The organism is Falsiroseomonas sp. (assembly GCF_030695085.1).
Taxonomy (GTDB): Bacteria; Pseudomonadota; Alphaproteobacteria; order Acetobacterales; family Acetobacteraceae; genus Falsiroseomonas.
This window is the reverse complement of the sequence record NZ_JAUYTS010000140.1, coordinates 1-17,612: the sequence shown is the minus strand read 5'-3', so window position 1 is coordinate 17,612 and position 17,612 is coordinate 1. Positions and strand designations below refer to the sequence as shown.

At 69.4% G+C, this 17,612-nt stretch carries 20 protein-coding genes and 1 pseudogene; 6 read left to right on the top strand and 15 right to left on the bottom strand.

Annotation, left to right across the window (positions count from 1 at the left end):
• The 4 genes and pseudogenes from Q8S40_RS15035 to Q8S40_RS15020 all read right to left on the bottom strand — a co-directional run.
• Positions 1-549: pseudogene (locus Q8S40_RS15035) on the bottom strand (penicillin-binding protein 2); the annotation flags it as partial.
• 121 nt (positions 550-670) lie between these two features.
• Positions 671-1,174, bottom strand: coding sequence for a rod shape-determining protein MreD (locus tag Q8S40_RS15030; RefSeq protein ID WP_305671017.1), 504 nt, complete (start codon positions 1,172-1,174; stop codon positions 671-673).
• 45 nt (positions 1,175-1,219) lie between these two features.
• Positions 1,220-2,083, bottom strand: coding sequence for a rod shape-determining protein MreC (gene mreC / locus Q8S40_RS15025; RefSeq protein WP_304813759.1), 864 nt, complete (start codon positions 2,081-2,083; stop codon positions 1,220-1,222).
• Positions 2,084-2,195: 112 nt separating this feature from the next.
• Entirely contained in the window at positions 2,196-3,239 is a 1,044-nt protein-coding gene (locus Q8S40_RS15020) for a rod shape-determining protein (RefSeq protein ID WP_304813758.1), read from the bottom strand.
• Between the two features lie 295 nt (positions 3,240-3,534).
• On the opposite strand from Q8S40_RS15020, the gene Q8S40_RS15015 reads away from it, so the two are divergent.
• Positions 3,535-3,768 carry a YMGG-like glycine zipper-containing protein gene (locus tag Q8S40_RS15015; RefSeq protein ID WP_305671016.1) on the top strand — a complete coding sequence of 78 codons (234 nt, stop codon included), beginning with the start codon at positions 3,535-3,537 and terminating at the stop codon, positions 3,766-3,768.
• Between the two features lie 121 nt (positions 3,769-3,889).
• Here Q8S40_RS15015 and Q8S40_RS15010 read toward each other — a convergent pair whose 3' ends face one another.
• Positions 3,890-4,054 carry a DUF1328 domain-containing protein gene (locus Q8S40_RS15010; RefSeq protein ID WP_304813756.1) on the bottom strand — a complete coding sequence of 55 codons (165 nt, stop codon included), beginning with the start codon at positions 4,052-4,054 and terminating at the stop codon, positions 3,890-3,892.
• A gap of 86 nt (positions 4,055-4,140) precedes the next feature.
• Positions 4,141-4,902, bottom strand: coding sequence for a PhyR family response regulator anti-anti-sigma factor (locus Q8S40_RS15005; RefSeq protein ID WP_305671015.1), 762 nt, complete (start codon positions 4,900-4,902; stop codon positions 4,141-4,143).
• 69 nt (positions 4,903-4,971) lie between these two features.
• Between Q8S40_RS15005 and Q8S40_RS15000 the strand changes: the two genes are divergently transcribed.
• From Q8S40_RS15000 to Q8S40_RS14985, 4 genes are all read left to right on the top strand, one after another.
• Positions 4,972-5,502 (top strand): sigma-70 family RNA polymerase sigma factor, encoded by a 531-nt coding sequence (locus Q8S40_RS15000; RefSeq protein ID WP_305671014.1) that lies wholly within the window; start codon positions 4,972-4,974, stop codon positions 5,500-5,502.
• Positions 5,503-5,569: 67 nt separating this feature from the next.
• Complete coding sequence (locus Q8S40_RS14995; RefSeq protein WP_305671018.1) at positions 5,570-6,169, top strand: sigma-70 family RNA polymerase sigma factor; 600 nt, start codon at positions 5,570-5,572, stop codon at positions 6,167-6,169.
• 63 nt (positions 6,170-6,232) lie between these two features.
• A complete protein-coding gene (locus tag Q8S40_RS14990) occupies positions 6,233-6,430 on the top strand; it encodes a hypothetical protein (protein ID WP_305671013.1) in 198 nt (65 codons plus the stop codon).
• Between the two features lie 138 nt (positions 6,431-6,568).
• The gene (locus Q8S40_RS14985) at positions 6,569-8,104 is read left to right on the top strand and encodes a sensor histidine kinase (RefSeq protein WP_305671012.1); all 1,536 of its coding nucleotides are present in this window, start codon (positions 6,569-6,571) and stop codon (positions 8,102-8,104) included.
• Here Q8S40_RS14985 and Q8S40_RS14980 read toward each other — a convergent pair.
• Positions 8,070-9,671 carry a 2-isopropylmalate synthase gene (locus Q8S40_RS14980; RefSeq protein ID WP_305671011.1) on the bottom strand — a complete coding sequence of 534 codons (1,602 nt, stop codon included), beginning with the start codon at positions 9,669-9,671 and terminating at the stop codon, positions 8,070-8,072. The two genes, Q8S40_RS14985 and Q8S40_RS14980, sit on opposite strands and share 35 nt — an antisense overlap.
• Before the next feature lie 298 nt (positions 9,672-9,969).
• Here Q8S40_RS14980 and Q8S40_RS14975 point away from each other — a divergent pair, with 298 nt between their 5' ends.
• Entirely contained in the window at positions 9,970-10,944 is a 975-nt protein-coding gene (locus tag Q8S40_RS14975; RefSeq protein ID WP_305671010.1) for a D-isomer specific 2-hydroxyacid dehydrogenase family protein, read from the top strand.
• Between the two features lie 3 nt (positions 10,945-10,947).
• Here the strand turns inward: Q8S40_RS14975 and Q8S40_RS14970 are convergent, their stop codons facing one another.
• The 8 genes from Q8S40_RS14970 to Q8S40_RS14935 form a co-directional block, all read right to left on the bottom strand.
• Positions 10,948-11,277 (bottom strand): hypothetical protein, encoded by a 330-nt coding sequence (locus Q8S40_RS14970; protein ID WP_304813743.1) that lies wholly within the window; start codon positions 11,275-11,277, stop codon positions 10,948-10,950.
• On the bottom strand, positions 11,274-12,203 hold the full coding sequence (puuE, locus tag Q8S40_RS14965) for an allantoinase PuuE (protein WP_305671009.1): 930 nt from the start codon (positions 12,201-12,203) through the stop codon (positions 11,274-11,276). The genes Q8S40_RS14970 and puuE overlap by 4 nt, the downstream gene beginning before the upstream one ends.
• 32 nt (positions 12,204-12,235) lie before the next feature.
• On the bottom strand, positions 12,236-12,859 hold the full coding sequence (locus tag Q8S40_RS14960; protein ID WP_305671008.1) for a heme-binding protein: 624 nt from the start codon (positions 12,857-12,859) through the stop codon (positions 12,236-12,238).
• A gap of 43 nt (positions 12,860-12,902) precedes the next feature.
• Positions 12,903-13,496, bottom strand: a complete 594-nt coding sequence (locus Q8S40_RS14955) for a hypothetical protein (RefSeq protein ID WP_305671007.1) — start codon at positions 13,494-13,496, stop codon at positions 12,903-12,905.
• Between the two features lie 89 nt (positions 13,497-13,585).
• Positions 13,586-14,602 carry a ketol-acid reductoisomerase gene (gene ilvC / locus Q8S40_RS14950; RefSeq protein WP_305671006.1) on the bottom strand — a complete coding sequence of 339 codons (1,017 nt, stop codon included), beginning with the start codon at positions 14,600-14,602 and terminating at the stop codon, positions 13,586-13,588.
• A gap of 37 nt (positions 14,603-14,639) precedes the next feature.
• Entirely contained in the window at positions 14,640-15,671 is a 1,032-nt protein-coding gene (locus Q8S40_RS14945) for a putative zinc-binding metallopeptidase (protein WP_305671005.1), read from the bottom strand.
• Positions 15,672-15,726: 55 nt separating this feature from the next.
• Positions 15,727-16,248, bottom strand: a complete 522-nt coding sequence (ilvN, locus tag Q8S40_RS14940; RefSeq protein WP_304813735.1) for an acetolactate synthase small subunit — start codon at positions 16,246-16,248, stop codon at positions 15,727-15,729.
• A gap of 48 nt (positions 16,249-16,296) precedes the next feature.
• On the bottom strand, positions 16,297-17,612 hold a 1,316-nt coding region (locus tag Q8S40_RS14935), incomplete at its 5' end, for a thiamine pyrophosphate-dependent enzyme (RefSeq protein ID WP_305671004.1).

Sequence of the window (17,612 nt, the reverse complement as noted above, 5' to 3'; positions counted from 1 at the left end):
GCTTTCCGCCGGCGGCGCGACATAGCCCACGATATGCGCCAGGTGGTCGGCTTCCGGGTAGACGCGGGTGGTGCCGACATCCACGCTGATGCCCGGCAGGTCCGGCGCGTTCAGCTCGATCCGCGCCATCTCCTCCCAGGTCAGGAAGTCCCGCACCGTGACCGGCACGAAGCGGCGGCGGCGGCGCACGTCACGCTCGATTCGGGCGCGTTCCGCCTCGGTCAGCGGCACGATGCGGCTGAAGGTCTCCAGTGTGGCGCCGACATCGGTGGTCTGTTCCGCCGTCAGCAGGGCGCGCCAGTTAAGCTGGTTCCCCGCGATCAGCCGGCCTTCCCGGTCCAGCACCCGCCCGCGCGGCGGGGCCAGCAGCCGGGCCGAGAGGCGGTTTTCCTCGGCCAGCGTGGCGTAGCGTTCACCCTCATCCACCTGAAGCCGGTACAGCCGGTGCGCCAGGAAGCCGAGCAGCCCCATCTGCCCCAGCCCGAGCACCAGCGCCCGCCGGCTGAAGATGCCGCGGACCCGCTCCTGCTCGCGCTGTTTGCGGCTCATCTTTTGCTGCCCTCACGCGGCGGGCGCGCGCTCCGCGCGCTTGCCTGCGCGCCGGTGCACGGGTGTGCCCGGCCGCGCGGCTGGTCTGGGCGCGGGCCGGCTCCTGGGGCGCCAATCGCGATCACGGCGCGTCTTCCGCGCGGCGCATCACCCCGTGGATGCGGCTGAGGACGAAGGCGAAGGCCGGATACAGCCCGGCGGACAGCGCCGCCTGGTGCAGCGCCGGTGCCGGCGCGGGCAGGTTCCAGGCCAGCAGCGCGGTCAGCAGCCAGCCGAGCAGCGCGGTGCCGGCGGAGAAGGCGCAGAAGGCGAGCCAGACGAACATGAAGCTCTGCCGCACCAGGAAGCGCCGCCAGGCGACGGCCATGCCATGCGCCACCAGCAGCGTCACCACCCCGGTGCCGAGCGGCGCCATGGTCAGCAGGTCCTGCAGCAGGCCGAGCAGGAATACCGCCGGCGGCGGCATCGCGCCGGGCCGGAACACGGACCAGAAGATGATGCAGGGCAGCGCCGCCGCCGGCACCAACCCCGGCACGCCGGATGGCCCCGCCGCCAGCACCATCAGCAGCGCCGTGCTGCTGGCCGGAAAGGCGGCGCGGGCGATGTCGTCCAGACGGCGCAGCAATCCGGGCGAAGGTTCCGGGCGTCCGACCATGGGCGGCGCCGCGGCTCAGCGCCGGGGCCGTGGTTCGGGCCGCGCGACCGCCTCGGGCGGCAGAATCCCGCCCAGGCCGAAATCGAACAGCCGCACCACGTCCAGCCGGTCGGTGCGCGCGAACAGCTCCACCTCCGCCACCCCGCCCTCGGTCCAGCGCACCACGCCGACCGGCAGGCCGGCGGGGAAGGACACACCCTCGGCGCTGGTCACCACGCGCTCACCCTCCGCCGGGCGGCCGCCCTCGGACCAATGCTGCAGGCGCGGCCGGGCGCCGTTGGTGCCGACCAGCATGGCGCGCACCCGGCTGCCTTCCAGCGTCACCGGGATGCGGCTGTTCATGTCGGTGGCCAGCAATACGCGGGCGGACCGGCTGCCGACTTCGGTCACGCGCCCGGCGAAGCCGCGCTCATCCAGCGCGATCTGGCCGCGCCGCACCTGTATCTCGGGCGGCACGGACAGCAGCACGGCGCGCGCATAGACGCCGCCGCCATCGGCCACCACGCGGGCGGTGTGGAAGGCCGGCGCCCGTTCCGGCACGAAATCGAGCTGCCGGCGCAGCATCGCATTCTCCGCCTCGAGCGACAGGGCGGCGGCCTGCCAGCGGCGCAGATGCTCATTCTCCTCGCGCAGCCGGGCATTCTCCTCCCGCAGCACCAAAAGCCGCTGCAGATCCTCCGCCGCATCCCGCACGGCGCGGGCCGGCTCGGCGAAGGCGGCGTAGAAGGGCGCCAGCGCGTCAGCCAGCGCGATGCGCGCGCGTTCGGCCAGCATCGCATCCGCCTTGCCGAGCAGCATGGTGCCGAAGGCTGCCGCGATCAGCACCGGCAGCGAGAGCCGCGCCAGGGCCTGGCGGAGCGGAATGCTGAGTCGGATCAAACGGCCTGCCCCCCTGCCCCACATGGCATAGCGGGATCAGACGACCATCTGACCCCATGCGGTGCTTTAAGATCAACATGTTCCGGAGCGTCATGCCGCTCCGCGGCCAAGCTCAGTACATCGAGGTCAGCACGTGGCGAAGGCGCTTCATTTCCTCAAGGGCGCGTCCGGTGCCCAGTGCGACGCAGGACAGCGCGTCTTCCGCCACCACGACGGGCAGGCCCGTCGCCTCCCGCAGCACGCCGTCGAGGCGATGCAGCAGAGCCCCGCCGCCGGTCAGCACGATGCCCTTGTCGACGATATCGGCGGCGAGTTCGGGCGGCGTGTTCTCCAGCGCCACGCGCACCGCCTCGACGATCTGGATCACCGGCTCATACAGGCTTTCGGCGATCTGGCGCTGGCTGACCACCACTTCGCGCGGCACGCCGTTCATCAGGTCGCGGCCCTTCACCTCCGTCATCGGGCCTTCCTCGCCCTCCCAGGGTGGGGCGGCGGCGCCGATCTCCATCTTGATGCGCTCGGCCGTGCTCTCGCCGATCAGCAGGTTATGGTTGCGGCGGATGTAGCTGATGATCGCCTCATCCATCTTGTCACCGCCGACACGCACGGACCGCGCATAGACGATGCCGCCCAGCGAGATCACCGCCACTTCCGTGGTGCCGCCGCCGATATCCACCACCATGGACCCCGATGGCTCCGTCACCGGCAGGCCGGCGCCGATCGCGGCCGCCATCGGCTCCTCGATCAGCAGCACCTTCCGCGCGCCGGCCGATTCGGCCGATTCCTGGATGGCGCGGCGTTCGACCGCGGTGGAGCCGGAGGGCACGCACACGATGATCATCGGCGAGGCGAAGGACCGCCGGTTGTGCACCTTGCGGATGAAATGCTTGATCATTTCCTCCGCCACCTCGAAATCGGCGATCACGCCATCCCGCAGCGGGCGGATCGCGGCGATGTTGCCGGGGGTGCGGCCGAGCATCAGCTTGGCTTCCTCCCCGACTGCCAGGACCTGCTTCTTGCCGCGATGATCTGAAATGGCGACGACGGAGGGCTCGTTCAGCACGATGCCCCGCCCCTTCACATAGACCAGCGTATTCGCGGTGCCGAGGTCGATGGCCATGTCGGCCGAGAGGAAGCCGAACAGGCGGGAGAACATGCAGCCGGAACCTTCCGAGTGTCGAAGATGTCACCGCGCCGGGCCTCATCCGGCCGTTTCGGGCCAGTCCCGGGCTGGAGGCCCTGGCTTGGCGCCGTCCGGTGCCGACGGTTCCGCGGGGTGGCGCGAGGCGCTTCCGATACCCCTCCCCCGCCCCAGGCTCAAGCCCCGTCTCGGGGGTAGGCGGATATCCTGGCCCACAACCCGGGAAAACGCACGAAACCGCAATGGTGCGGCGAACCGGGATGCGTTGGCGGCGTTATGGCTACATCGACCACTACGAGAAGGCTCCCCCATGAAGAAGCTTCCGATCCTGCTGATCCTCGCCGGCGGCCTGGCTGCCTGCGGTCAGACCACCGGCGACCGTGCGGTCTCCGGTGGGTTGCTGGGTGCCGGCGCCGGTGCCGCGGTCGGCTCCCTTACCGGCAGCGCCGGCACGGGCGCGTTGCTGGGCGGCGCGGCCGGCGCGGCCGGCGGTGCCCTGACCAGCCCGGGCACCGTCAATCTGGGCCGCCCCGCCTGGCGCTGAAGGCTGGGCGCCAGCGCGCCCCTCGAAACGCAGGCAGGGCCGGCTCCGCGAGGAGCCGGCCCTGCTGCATTCGGAACCCTGCATCGACGGCTGGCGCGGTCCCGCGCCAGCCGTCGCGCCGTCATCGCGTGCGGAAGGCGCCGAATATCAGGCTCAGCAGGAACAGCACGATAAAGACGGCGAACAGGATCTGGGCGATGCCGGCGAAGGCGGAGGCAACACCGCCAAAGCCGAGCAGGCCTGCGACCAGGGCCACGACAAGGAAAACGAGGGTCCAGTACAGCATGGGAGACTCCGGCGTCAGATTGCGCCGGGTCAACGCCGCCGTCGGCGGGCCGGTTCCGGCCCGCGCCACGGTGGCGTGATATTTCGTTACACGGGGTCGAGATGCACCCCGCGGGTCACCGCCTGGTAGGTGGCGATCGCCAGCGTCGTCGGCTCGAACGGCTTGGTGATGATGAAGGCCGGCTCCAGGTCCTGTCCGGTCAGCAGCCGCTCCGGATAGGCGGTCACGAAGATCACTGGCGCCCGCTGCGTCCGCATGATGCGCGCCACCGCCGAAGTGCCATCCCCACCCGCACCCAGATTCACATCCGCCAGCACCAGGGTCGGCCGCTCGGCGGCCGCGATCGCCACTGCCTCATCCTCCGAGGCGGCGATGCCCACCACCTCATGCCCCGCCGCTTCGACCAGCTGCTGGAGGTCCAGCGCGATGATCGGCTCATCCTCGATGATCAGCACCCGGGCCACCGCGCCGGCGCGGAGATGACCGCGTGCGGCCTCGACATGGGCTATCGCCTCCTCGACCGGGATGCCGAGCGCAAGCGCGGCCTGCGCCGGCTCCAATTCCTCCAGCGAGGTGAGCAGCAGCAGCATGCGCTGCGGCCGGCTCAGGCCGTCGCCACGGCCATCCACCCCGCGCGGGCTGCCGCCGGAAATGCGGCAGATGGCACGATACAGCACCAGCCGCCCCTGCAGCCGCCCCTCACGCGCGCCCTCCGGCGCCTCCAGTTCGCCCCGAAGCGCCTCCGCCACCAAGGCGTCGCCACGGGCCTGGGAGCCGGTCAGTGCGCGGGCAAAGCGGCGCGCATAGGGCAGGGCGCCGATCAGCGCGCTGCGATCCATCTCGCTCATCGCCTTTTCATCTCCCAAATGCGCGGCACGCGCTGCCGCATACCTCCCGGACTTGATATGCAGTGTGGTGTGGACGAACAAGAGAACTCCGGCGCCTTGCGCGCCGTGATCGCGCAGTTGTTGCCAGAACTGCGCGCCGCCGCCCGGATGCTGACGCGTTCGCGAGCAGAAGCCGATGATCTGGTGCAGGAGACGGTGCTGCGCATGCTGCGCGGCCTGAGCAGCTTCGTGCCGCCGCCGGAGCTGGCCGATGACCCGCAGGCCGCCCTGCGGCCCTGGGGGCTGACGGTGCTGCGCAACACCTTCCGCGAGGGCTGGCGCAAGGCGCGGCGCGAACGAGACCATGTGGAGGCGAATCCGCCGGAGGCAGAGGCCACGCGCCCACCCGACCAGGAAAGCGCCCATGCGGTGCGCGACCTGGCCCGCGCGGTGGCCGCCCTGCCGCCGGCGATGCGGGAGGCGTTGATGCTGGTCGCCGCCCGCGGCCTGTCGCTGGAGGCGGCGGCCGCGATCTGCGAGGTTCCGGTCGGCACCATGAAGGCCCGCGTCTCCCGCGCCCGCAGCGCGCTGTCGCGCGCTCTCGCTCCTGTGACCGGGTAACGGAAGCGCGATGCAACCATCGCGGCGCCCCGTTCATTCAGTTGGCATGATGCATGGAGCAAACAGCATGGCGAACGAGTTCCACGGTCAGGTCATCGCGCTTCTGCCCCGGCTAAGGGTGCAGGCCCTGGCTTTGACCCGCAACCGGGCCGCCGCGGATGACCTGGTGCAGGACGCCGTGGCCAATGCGCTCGCCGCCCAGAACAGCTTCACCCCCGGTACCAATTTCGCCGCCTGGATGCACCGTATCCTGCGCAACCGCTTCATCAGCACGCTCCGCAAGCAGCGCGAAACCACGGATATCGAGGATGTGCCGGCAGGTGCCTTCGCTGTTTCGGCGACGCATGAGGACAGGCTGGTGCTGAAGGAACTCGGCAATGCGGTGAACCGCCTGCCGGCCGACCAGCGCGAGGCGCTGTTCATGGTCGTGCTGCAGGGCATGTCCTATGAGGAGGTCGCGGAAGCCACGGGCTGTGCCGTCGGCACCGCGAAAAGCCGCGTCTTTCGGGCGCGCCGCCAGTTGCAGGTCTGGCTGGCCGGCGAGGAATCCGCCGAGGCGACGACCGAGGAGCAGCGCATCGAGCGTGCCCGGATCAGCGGCCGCGACCGTGGCGCGCGATATGCGCGAAACGGTTCGGGGGTTGGCGAACACAATCTGCTGGCTTAAGTCGAGGGTGTCAGGCGCCGCACCGGGCATGGGCTACGGACGGCGCCGGCTTCGGCGATGGACATGGACAGCAGCGACAGCAGCAAGCCCGCGCCCTCCCCCAAGGCACCGAAGCGCAAGGCGGATCGTGCGGGCGAAGACGCGTTCGATCTCTGGCTGCAGCGCGGGCTGCATAAGCTTTATGACGACATTGCGGCGGAGCCGATTCCGCCCGAACTCATGCGCCTCATCGAGGAAGATCGGACGCGGCGCGATAAATAGGTTCCGCCGCGTCGGAGAGATACGACAGCCACGATGAGCACGCCCGGCGGAACGCCGAGACGCTGGAGACTTCCGCGCCCCCAGGCCAGCCTGCGGGGCCGTCTGCTCTGCCTGCTGCTGATCGCCGCCTTTCCGGTCGTGATCCTGGTTCTGACCGGCGCCTTCATCGGCTATCGCGGTGCCATCAGCCAGGCGAACCAGGACCTGGCGCGGGAACGCGACCTGGCTGTGGCGTCCTTCGCCGGCCGCATCGCCGCCGCCGATGGGGTGCTGCGCGGTATTGCCGGAACCTGGCCGCCCGGCAGCGCAGGCTGTGGCGAATGGCTCGAGGGCGGCGCGCCGGAAGGCATCGTGCTGATCGTGGAGTGCCCCGGCGCGCCGCTTCCCGGCGTCGGGCCGGAGCTTCGGATGCGTGTGGCCAGCGCCACGGATTCCCTGATCCTGGCCGGCGCCTCCGGCATGATTTCGGTGTTGCGGACCCTGCCGGCATCGGGCCGCCTGCTGGTGGCGCGCGTGGCGCCCCCCGCATTGCCGGCCGGCCTGCTCGGCTGGCTGGTGGATGCCGAGCACCGGTCCTGGCCGATCGGTCCTGCCAACACCGCCACCAGCCCGCCCGAGGTCAGCCCGGATGGGGCCGCGACAACCTCGATGTTCGCCGGAACGGAAATGCTGGCGGCGCGCGGCACGCTGTCCAGCCAGGCCTTCATGGTGGTGGCGCGGCCAAAGGCGCCGATCCGCACCGCCGCCTACCTGGCCGCGACCCAGCGCCTGGCGGAGGTGGGCGCGCTGCTCGGCCTCAGCATCCTGGCCGTGGTGCTGGGCGCCAACTACGCCGTCACCCGTCCGCTTTCCCGGCTGCGGCAGGCCGTGGCCAAGTGGAATGCCGGCGCCGCGCCCTTCGAAATTCCGGGCAGCGCCGACATGCCGGATGAAATCCGCGACCTGGCCGAAAGCTTCCAGGCCGGCGCCAAGGCGCTGGCCGAGCGCGAACAGGATTTGCAGGCCGCGATCGAACGGGCCGAAATCCTGGCCGCCGAGGTGCACCACCGGGTGAAGAACAACCTCCAGATCGTCAGCAGCCTGCTGGCGCTCCAGGCACAGCGCGTCACCGACAGCCAGGCGCGCGTCGAATTCGAGGCAGCGCGGGACCGGATCGGCGCGCTGGCGACGCTGCACCGGCACATGTATGCGCATCACGACCCGGAGGCGATCGACCTCGGCGCCTTCATCGAGGAGCTGGGCGTGCAATTATTTGCCGCGATCGGCGACAAGCCGGGCCGGCGCATCGCCCTGGATGTAACGGCGCCGGCGCTGCGGATTTCCTCGGACCAGGCCGTGCCCCTGGCGCTGATCATCACGGAGGCGGTGTCCGCCGCGCTGAAGCAGGGATTCCCACCCGGCCAGGGCGGCCGCATCCTGATCAATGTCTCGGCCGATGACCGCCGGGCCACCCTGGCCATCGAGGATGACGGTGTGGTGCCGCGCCCGGATGACCAGTTGCGCGCCCTGCTGCTGCGTGGCCTGGCGCGGCAATTGGGGGCGGAGCTGAAGCGGGAGGAGGCGGGGCTGGCGCTGGATTTCCCGCTGCGCCCGCCCACCCCCCGCCCGCCGCAGGCGCTGAACCGCCCGCCACCGGCGCTCAGGCCGAAAGCGCCTGACCCATCTCCGACTTGAACTCCCCGGGGGCTGTCCGCGCCCGCTTGACCAGCAGCTTGTTCAGCGCGTGCACATAGGCCCGGGCGCTGGCCACGATGGTATCCGTATCCGCCCCCTGCCCGTCCACCAGCTTGCCTTCCTCCTCCAGTCGCACGGTCACGCGGGCCTGGGCGTCGGTGCCGCCGGTGACGGATTGCACGGCATAGAGCTTCAGGTTCACATCATGCGGGAAGGCCACGCGCAGCGCCGCGAAGGTGGCGTCCACGCCGCCATCGCCGCCAGCCACGCCTTCCCGCACCTCGCCATCCACTTCCAGCGCGATGGAGGCGATGGGGCGGGTGTGCATGCCGGTGGAGACCGACAGGCCGGTCAGCTTGATTCGGTCATTGGCGCGGACGACCTCGTCATCCACCAGCGCCACGATGTCCTCGTCGTAGACAACCTTCTTGCGGTCAGCGAGGTCCTTGAAGCGCTTGAAGGCGTCGTTCATGGCGTTGTCGCCGACCTCGTAGCCCAGCGCCTTCAGCTTGTCCTTGAAGGCGGCTCGGCCGGAATGCTTGCCCAGCACGAGGGAGGATTTGGTCCAGCCGACGCTTTCCGGCGTCATGATCTCGTAGGTGGACGAATCCTTCAGCATGCCGTCCTGGTGGATGCCGGATTCATGGGCGAAGGCGTTGCGGCCGACGATCGCCTTGTTGGGCTGCACATCGAAGCCGGTGATGGTGGCCAGCAGGCGGGAGGTGCGCAGGATGTTCTTCGTCTGCACGCCATTCGTCACCGGGATGGCGTCCTGGCGCGTGCGCAGCGCCATGGCGATCTCCTCCAGGCTCGCATTGCCGGCGCGTTCGCCGATGCCATTGATGGTGCATTCCACCTGGCGGGCGCCGGCGCGGATGGCGGCGATGGTGTTGGCGACCGCCAGGCCCAAATCGTTGTGGTTGTGGGTGGACAGGATCACGCCATCAGCCCCCGGTACCCTTTCCCGCACCGTGTTGAAGATGCGGAACATATCCTCCGGCACCGCATAGCCCACGGTGTCGGGGATGTTGATGGTGGTGGCACCGGCCTTGATCGCCGCCTCGACGCAGCGGCAGAGGAAGTCCATTTCCGTCCGGGTGCCGTCCTCCGCCGACCATTCAACGTCGGCAGTGGCATTGCGCGCCATGGTGACGGAGGCGGTCACCATCTCCAGCACCGCCTCCGGCTCCATCCGCAGCTTCACCCGCATATGCAGGGGGCTGGTCGAGACGAAGGTGTGGATGCGGCCGCGGGCGGCGTCCTTGATCGCATCCGCGGCCTTCTGGATGTCTCCCGGCGAGGTGCGGGCCAGGCCGCAGACCACCGGGCCATCCTTGGCGAAGCGGCGGGCGATGGATTGCACGCTTTCAAAATCACCCGGGCTGGCGATCGGGAAGCCGGCTTCCAGCACATCGGCGCCGAGTTCGGCCAGGGCTTCGGCCATGCGCAGCTTCTCCTCCAGATTCATGGAGAAGCCGGGGGATTGCTCGCCATCGCGCAGCGTCGTGTCGAAGATGATGACCCGGTCGGGGTCCATGACCCCGAAGGAGGGGTGATTGATGGCCATGGGGGCGTTCCTTGGTTTCTGATTCGTCATGCCATGCGCGAGGGCAAGCCTGCCCCCAGGGTCCCCTGAGCGGTGCCAGCCGTTATCGGCCGGACTTTACGCCCAGGGGTGGCTAAGTCGAAGGAGAAGGAGCGCGCGCGGCAGCCGGCCGGCCCGAAGGGCGGCGGTCAGCTCGATACGGGCGGCGCGGATCGTCATGGCTGAGACGACGATAGCGAGGCCATGCCGCGGCCGCAAGCGCTGGCGCGATGCGCCGGGTCTTGCCAGCATGCGGTCCTCCAAGGGGGAAGCAGACATAATGACGTTCAAGGTGGTGCTCGGCCGCAGGCTGCCCGAGGCGGGCATGGCGGTGTTCGCCGCGCGGCCGGAGCTGGATCTGGTGGTGCTGGACAATCCGGGCGTGGCGGAATGGCACGCCGCGATCGCCGAGGCCCATGGCACGCTGTGCTGGCTGGAACGCATGGACCGCCCGGCGCTGGCCGCGGCCAGGCAGCTTCGCGTCGTCTCCCGCATCGGGGTTGGCTACGACACGGTGGATGTGCCGGCGTGTTCGGAACGTGGCGTGGCGGTGATGGTGGCCAATGGATCGAATGATCTGTCGGTGGCCGAGCACGCCATGATGCTGCTGCTGACAGTGGCGCGGCGGGCGGTGGATATCCACAACCATGTGGCCGGCGGCGGCTGGTGGCCGCCGGGCGGGCTGCGGATGGTGGACCTGGCCGGCAAGCGCGCCCTGGTGGTGGGCTATGGCCGCATCGGCACGCGGGTCGCCCAATATCTCAAGGCCTTCCGAATGGATGTGGCGGTGCTGGACCCCGGCTTCTCCCCGCACCGCATCGCCGCCGACGGGTTCCGCGCGGTGCGCGACCTGCATGCGGCGCTGGCGGAGGCGGATGTGGTGACGCTGCATTGCCCGCTGTCACCCGCCACGCATCACCTGATGAACGCCGCCGCCTTCGCCGCCATGAAGCCGGGCGCCATCCTGGTGAACACCGCGCGCGGACCGGTGGTGCAGCAGGACGCCCTCATCGCCGCGCTGCGATCCGGCCATCTGATGGGCGCCGGCCTGGATGTGCTGGAGGTGGAGCCGGCCACGCCGGGCAACCCGCTGCTGGGCCTGCCCAATGTGGTGATCAGCCCGCATTCGGCGGCGAGCACGGAGGAAGGGATGAACCGCATGGCCCGCATCTCCGCGCAGAACATCCTGGATGTGCTGGATGGAAGGGCCGATCCCTCGATGATGGTGAATGCGGAGATCCTGCAGGCGCGGTAGCGCTCAGCCGCAGGCCAGGCTCTCCACCACGCCACCCCGCACCACCCCGCCCACCCGGTCCACGCGGTAATCCCGTGTGGCGGGCTGGTTCGGGGCCAGCAGCCGGATGGCGCGGATGCCGGGCATCGCCGCCAGCGCGCTGCGGACCTGGGATTCCGGCCGGCCCACCAGCATAGGCAGCGCATCGGCGTGGTCGGCGCAGCGGGCGCCCGCCGGGGCTTCGGAAAGCGATGGCGGCGGCAGGGCGCGGTCGGTGCGCGGCAGGGCGCCGGTTGTCGGCTCGCTGCCGCAGGCGGCCGCCAGGAGAACCGAAAGCAAAGCGAGGCGCCTCATGCCGGGGCGTGTTCCTTCCACCAATGCCGCGCGATATCGGCGCGGCGCGTAATCCAGACCTCATCGCGGTGCCGCGCCACATGCGCCAGGAAACGGCGCAGCGCGGCGGCACGGCCGGGGCGACCGACGATGCGGCAATGCAGCCCGACCGACATCATCTTCGGCGCCCCTGCCCGGCCCTCCGCCAGCAGTAGGTCGAAGGCATCCGTCAGGTGGCGCTCGAAGCCATCCGGCCCGGCAAAGCCCGGCGGCACGGCGACTTTCAGGTCGTGGTTGTCGAGGGTGTAGGGGATGACGAGGTGCGGCTTGCCCTCCGCCGTCACGTAATGCGGCAGGTCGTCGTCATAGGCGTCGCTATCGTACAGGAAGCCGCCATGACGGGCGACCAGGGTCCGCGTGCGGGGCGAGATCCGGCCGGTGTACCAGCCGACAGGGGCCGTGCCGGTCAGGCGGGTGATGGTCTCGACGCAGCGGGCGATCTCGGCGGCTTCAGTCGCCTCGTCCATATTGTGGTAGTCGATCCAGCGCCAGGCATGGCTGGCAACCTCATGCCCGGCTTCCGCGAAGGCGCGGGCGGCGTCCGGGTTGAGTTCCAGCGCGCGGCCGACGCCATAGACGGTCAGCGGAAAGCCCTGTTCCTGGAACAGCCGCAGCACCCGCCACACCCCGGCCCGCGCGCCATAGTCGAACTGGCTTTCCACCGTGCGGTTGCGCTCGCCAAGGATGGGCGTGCCGCCGGGCACCTCATGCAGATACAGCTCGCTCCCCGCATCGCCGTTGAGAACGGTGTTCTCGCCGCCTTCCTCGTAGTTCAGCACGAAGGACAGGGCGAGCTTCGCGCCACCCGGCCAGCGCGGGTCCGGCGGGGTGGCGCCGTAGCCGGCGAAGTCGCGGGGGTAGTCCGTGTCGGCGGCGAGCTTGGTCATGGGCGTAACGTCCGCTGTGCACCGCACCATGGTCAAGGGGCGCGTCGCGTGACCGGCACCGCCACCTCGTTCCGGCGCAGCGCCGGGATGGTCCAGGGCGGGTCGTAGAACCAGGCGGTGGCGGGGCCTGAGGCCTGCCAGGCGGTATCGCCCAGCGCGGCACGCAGCCGCGCCTGGGCATCGGCCACCGATTGCGGGCTGGTGCTGCCGGTGAAGCGCAGCACCGCGTAGGTCTCGGCCGGCACCTCCACCACTTTCACCCTCGGGTCGTTCGGTACCGGCGGGTCAAGCAGCGATGCGGGCAGGAAGAAGCGAATGCGATGGCCGCTGGCCGTGGCGGATTGCGCGACCGGCGCGGTCATCGCGATCCGCACCGGCTGCTGCGCCACCGGCGCCGTCATGGCGATGCGCGATTCGCCGCGATTGCCGCCGAAGATGTAGCCGGCGAGGCGGGAGAAGCCCTCGCTGCGGCTGGCGGTCTCATCCGCCACAACCTCCGTCTCCGCCGCCAGGCGCGGGGCATAGCGGCGGATTTCCAGGCCATTGGCCTGTTCCAGCAGCTCGAAACGCGGCTCCTCCGTGCCGGACCTCACGCCCACCACCGAGCAGGCGCCGAGCAGAAGGGCGGTGGCGCCGGCGGCGAGGCGGTTGCGCATGGGATGCTCCGGGCTGGCCTCCGGATGTGGCGCGGCCTGCGCCTCACGCAAGCGCCGCCAGGCTGGCGGCCGGGCTGGTGAGCGGCGTGCCGTTCCGGCACAGCGCGGCGGCGGGCGCCATGCTGGCCTGGGCGAGGGCGACGCAGCGCGCGCCCTCGGCGAAGGCGGCATCGGCCGCGGCAGCGACCATCTGCGCGTAGGTTTGTGAATCGCCCGCGCGGAAGGCGGCCCAGGCGCCGGGCACCAGCCGGGTTTCGCAGGCCGGCCCGAACAGCGCGGCGGTGGGGGCGAGCGTGGTCTCCACGGCGCAGAGGGCCACCACGCGACCACCGCCCCGCATCGCGGCCTCGGCCAGTGCCGCATCGGCGCGCAGCAGCGGAATGGCGGCCCGCGCCTGCGCCAGGGCCGGGCCGAGGGTGGAGCAGGTGAGCAGGACGGCGTGGATGCCGGTAGTTGCCAGCGCCTCGGTCGCGGCGGCGGTGCGGGCGGCGATGGCGGGGGTGAGGCCGCCGGCGGCTTCGGCCTCGGCCAGCAGGTCCGGGCGGATGGCGTGGCGCAGCGCCAGGCCTGGCGGGCAGGCGGCGTCGAACAGCTTGAAGTTGGAGGCGGCGGTGTGGAGGCAGGCGATCTGGCGCATGGCGGTTGCTGCCCCCACCCCGACCAGCCGGGGGCGTTGCGGCAGTGCCGCAACCCCCCGCGACTGTGGGGCAGGGAGAGAAGGCCGGCTTAGTTCTTCGCCTTGTCGACCAGCTGGTTGGTCTTGATCCACGGCATCATGCCGCGCAGCTTCTCGCCCACTTCCTCGATCGGGTGTTCGGCCAGGCGGCGGCGCGTCGCCTTGAAGCTGGCCTGGTTCACCTTGTTCTCCAGCATCCAGTCGCGCGCGAACTTGCCGGACTGGATGTCCTCCAGAACCTTCTTCATCTCCTTCTTGGTCTCGGAGGTGACGATGCGCGGGCCGGTGACGTATTCGCCGTATTCGGCGGTGTTGCTGATCGAGTAGTTCATGTTGGCGATGCCGCCCTCATAGATCAGGTCGACGATCAGCTTCACCTCGTGCAGGCACTCGAAATAGGCCATCTCGGGGGCGTAGCCGGCTTCCACCAGCGTCTCGAAGCCCGCCTTGATCAGCTCGACCAGGCCGCCGCAGAGCACGACCTGCTCGCCGAACAGGTCGGTCTCGCATTCTTCCTTGAAGGTCGTCTCGATCACGCCCGAACGGCCGCCACCGATGGCGGAGGCATAGGACAGCGCGATTTCCAGCGCATTGCCCGAGGGGTTCTGATGCACGGCCACCAGGCAGGGCACGCCGCCGCCCTTCTGGTATTCGCCGCGCACGGTGTGGCCCGGGCCCTTCGGCGCGATCATGAACACGTCGATATCGGCGCGCGGGTCGAGCAGGTTGAAATGCACGTTCAGGCCGTGCGCGAAGGCCAGCGCCGCGCCGGGCTTCATGTTGGCGTCCAGGTGGTCGCGGTACAGGTCGCCCTGCAGCTCGTCCGGCGTCAGCACCATGACCACATCGGCCCACTTCGCCGCATCGGAGGGCGTCATCACCTTGAAGCCGGCGGCTTCCGCCTTCTTCCAGGACCCGCCCTGGCGCGCGCCGATCACGACATCGGCCACGCCGCTGTCGCGCATGTTCTGGGCATGGGCATGGCCCTGGCTGCCGAAGCCGATGACCGCGACCTTCTTGGCCTTGATCAGATTCACATCCGCATCGCGGTCATAATACACACGCATCGTCGCAGCTTCCTTTGGTTGCCCCATCACGGGGCGGTTACGTCCCGCTCCGCGGGCGGTGATGCACCACTTCGTGGATGAAACCAAGCTTGCGCGCCACCGGCGCGCTGAGCACGAAGGGGTAGAGGTCCGGCGTGCCCATGCAGCGGTTCATCGCGTTCATGGCAATGGTCAGCGGCGTCCAGGCATTGAGGATTTCCTCCATGCCGGCGCGGTAGGGGCTGAAATCCAGCTCCGTCTCCAGCACGCCTTCCCGGTCCAGCACCGGGCTGATCTTCATACCGAAGCTGGTCGCCATCTCCAGGCTGTCCACCATGTGCAGGTAATGGGCGAAGCATTCCGCCCAGTCCTCATGCGGATGCGCCGCGGCATAGGCCGAGATGAAGTCGCCGCGCCAGTCATTGTTGGGCGGGCGGACGTAATGCGCCTGCAGCGCCGCGGCATAGTCCGTGCTTTCGTCGCCGAACAGCGCGCGGAAATCCTCCGTCCGGCCGGCGCGCTCCACCAGCACCAGGAAGTACCAGTGGCCCACCTCGTGCCGCATATGGCCGAGCAGGGTGCGGAACGGCTCGTTCAGCCGGGTGCGCCGCGCCTCCCGCTCCGCATCATCGGCCTCGGCGAGCGCGATGGTGATGTGGCCATCCTCATGGCCGGTCATGGTCGGCGGCTGGCCATCCAGATCCGCGAGGAAGGAAAAGCGCAGCTCCGGCCCCTCATGCGGCAGGCCGAGGCGATCCAGCGTGTAGATCAGCCGGCGCTTGGCCATTTCCATGCGGCGCCACAGCGGCAGGTTCTCCGGCATCGAGAGGTCCGGCACCATGGCATTCAGCCGGCATGCCGGGCAGTAATCCTCGGCGTCGTCATCCGGCAGGAACCAGTTGCACGCGTCATGCGCCACATTCGCGCAGGGCTTCCGGGGCTTGCCGTCCAGCATCGCCAGGCCGTCCGCATCGAAGGCGGAAAGCCGCCCCGCCTCCGGCAGGAAGCCGAGCGACAGGCCACACTTCTCGCAGACGGTATTCTCGAAATGCAGCAGGTTGCCGCAGTTCTGGCAGGCGAAAAGGCGCATGGCACGGGCTCCGGGGTCGGTTCGCCCTGCGAACGGCGGGAAGGCCAGCAAAGTTTCAGACCGTGAGTGCGGAGCTGCCCCGCACGATCGCCACCGCCCCGGTCCGGCTCACCTCCGCCAGCCCTACCGGGCGCATCAGCGCGCAGAAGGCGTCGATCTTCTCGGCATTGCCGGTCATCTCGAAGACGAAGCTTTCGGTGGTGGCATCGACGACGCGGGCGCGGAAGGCGTCCGCCAGGCGCAGCGCCTCCACCCGGTGGTCACCGCTGCCCACCACCTTCACCAGCGCCAGTTCCCGCACCAGATGCGGCCCGGCCAAGGTAAGGTCGGAGACCTTGTGCACCGGCACCAGACGGTCGAGTTGCGCCTTGATCTGCTCGATCACCATCTCCGTGCCGGAGGTGACGACAGTGATCCGCGACAGGCGCCGATCCTCGTCCACCGGCGCCACGGTCAGGCTCTCGATGTTGTAGCCGCGGCCGGAGAACAGGCCGATGACGCGCGCAAGCACGCCGGCCTCATTCTCCACCAGCACCGCAATCGTTGCGGAGCGAAAATTTCCCGGATCGTCAGCCATTTTTGTTCAGCACTTCAGGCAGGAGGAAAAGGACAGGGCAGGCGTGGCTCAGACGAGGACCTTGCCCTCATCCGTCACGCCGGCGACGCCACCCTCCTGGCCCGGGCCCAGGATCATCTCGTTATGCGCGGCCCCCGAGGGAATCATCGGGAAGCAGTTCTCGTCCTTCGCCACGCAGATATCGGCGATGACAGGGCGATCGGTCGCCAGCATTTCGCGGATGACGTCGTCGAGCTGGCTTTCCTCGGTCGCCCGCAGGCCGACGCCGTGGAAGGATTCGGCCAGCTTCACGAAATCCGGCAGCGCGGCGGAGTAGCTTTCGGAATAGCGGCCGCCATGCAGCAATTCCTGCCACTGCCGCACCATGCCCATATATTCGTTGTTCAGGATGAACACCTTCACCGGCAGGCGATACTGGCAGAGCGTCGCCATCTCCTGGATGTTCATCAGGATGGAGGCCTCGCCGGCGATGTCGATGACCAACGCATCCGGATGCGCGATCTGCACGCCCATCGCCGCCGGCAGGCCGTAGCCCATCGTCCCCAGGCCACCGCTGGTCATCCACCGGTTCGGCTTTTCGAAGCCGAAATACTGCGCCGCCCACATCTGGTGCTGGCCGACCTCCGTCGTGATGAAGGTCTCCCGCCCCGAATCGCGCGTGATCTCATACAGCCGCTTCACCGCATGCTGCGGCTTGATGATCTTGCCCTGCTGGACGTAGCGCAGGCAGTCCTTGCCGCGCCACATCTCGATCTGGCGCCACCAGGCGGCGAGGGCCTCGCGCATCGGCGGCTGGCTGTCTTCCTTCCAGACCTGGATCATCGCCGCCAGGATCTGCCCGGCATCGCCGACGATCGGCACATCCACCTTGACGTTCTTGTTGATCGAGGACGGGTCGATATCGGCGTGGATCTTCTTCGCCGTCGGCGCGAAGTGGGAGAGCTTGCCGGTCACCCGGTCATCGAAGCGCGCTCCCATGTTCAGCATGACGTCGCAGCCATGCATCACCAGGTTGGCTTCGTAGGTGCCGTGCATGCCCAGCATGCCGAGGAATTGCGGGTCCTGCGACGGGAAGGCGCCGAGGCCCATCAGCGTATTCGTCACCGGAAAGCCGGTGAGATGCGCGAATTCGGACAGCAGGCGGGAGGCTTCCGGCCCGGAATTGATGACGCCGCCACCGGCATAGATCACCGGCCGCTCCGCCTGCTTCATCAGCGCCACCGCCTTGCGGATCTGCGCCATGTCGGGCGCCGTCACCGGGCGGTAGGACCGATGCGGCTGGGTCGTCGGCGGCGCCTCCACATAGGGCGCCTTGGCGATCAGGATGTCCTTCGGCAGGTCGATCACCACCGGGCCGGGGCGGC

Excerpts from the sequence above, each read along its gene's own strand:
- Q8S40_RS15015 (WP_305671016.1), top strand. The coding sequence starts at position 3,535 with ATGAAGAAGCTTCCGATCCTGCTGATCCTCGCCGGCGGCCTGGCTGCC.
- Q8S40_RS15005 (WP_305671015.1), bottom strand. The coding sequence starts at position 4,902 with ATGAGCGAGATGGATCGCAGCGCGCTGATCGGCGCCCTGCCCTATGCG.
- puuE (WP_305671009.1), bottom strand. The coding sequence starts at position 12,203 with ATGACCAAGCTCGCCGCCGACACGGACTACCCCCGCGACTTCGCCGGC.
- Q8S40_RS15010 (WP_304813756.1), bottom strand. The coding sequence starts at position 4,054 with ATGCTGTACTGGACCCTCGTTTTCCTTGTCGTGGCCCTGGTCGCAGGC.
- ilvN (WP_304813735.1), bottom strand. The coding sequence starts at position 16,248 with ATGGCTGACGATCCGGGAAATTTTCGCTCCGCAACGATTGCGGTGCTG.
- Q8S40_RS14960 (WP_305671008.1), bottom strand. The coding sequence starts at position 12,859 with ATGCGCAACCGCCTCGCCGCCGGCGCCACCGCCCTTCTGCTCGGCGCC.
- Q8S40_RS14980 (WP_305671011.1), bottom strand. The coding sequence starts at position 9,671 with ATGGCCATCAATCACCCCTCCTTCGGGGTCATGGACCCCGACCGGGTC.
- Q8S40_RS14955 (WP_305671007.1), bottom strand. The coding sequence starts at position 13,496 with ATGCGCCAGATCGCCTGCCTCCACACCGCCGCCTCCAACTTCAAGCTG.
- Q8S40_RS14990 (WP_305671013.1), top strand. The coding sequence starts at position 6,233 with ATGGACAGCAGCGACAGCAGCAAGCCCGCGCCCTCCCCCAAGGCACCG.
- Q8S40_RS15020 (WP_304813758.1), bottom strand. The coding sequence starts at position 3,239 with ATGTTCTCCCGCCTGTTCGGCTTCCTCTCGGCCGACATGGCCATCGAC.
- Q8S40_RS14945 (WP_305671005.1), bottom strand. The coding sequence starts at position 15,671 with ATGCGCCTTTTCGCCTGCCAGAACTGCGGCAACCTGCTGCATTTCGAG.
- Q8S40_RS14995 (WP_305671018.1), top strand. The coding sequence starts at position 5,570 with ATGGCGAACGAGTTCCACGGTCAGGTCATCGCGCTTCTGCCCCGGCTA.
- Q8S40_RS14970 (WP_304813743.1), bottom strand. The coding sequence starts at position 11,277 with ATGAGGCGCCTCGCTTTGCTTTCGGTTCTCCTGGCGGCCGCCTGCGGC.
- Q8S40_RS14975 (WP_305671010.1), top strand. The coding sequence starts at position 9,970 with ATGACGTTCAAGGTGGTGCTCGGCCGCAGGCTGCCCGAGGCGGGCATG.
- ilvC (WP_305671006.1), bottom strand. The coding sequence starts at position 14,602 with ATGCGTGTGTATTATGACCGCGATGCGGATGTGAATCTGATCAAGGCC.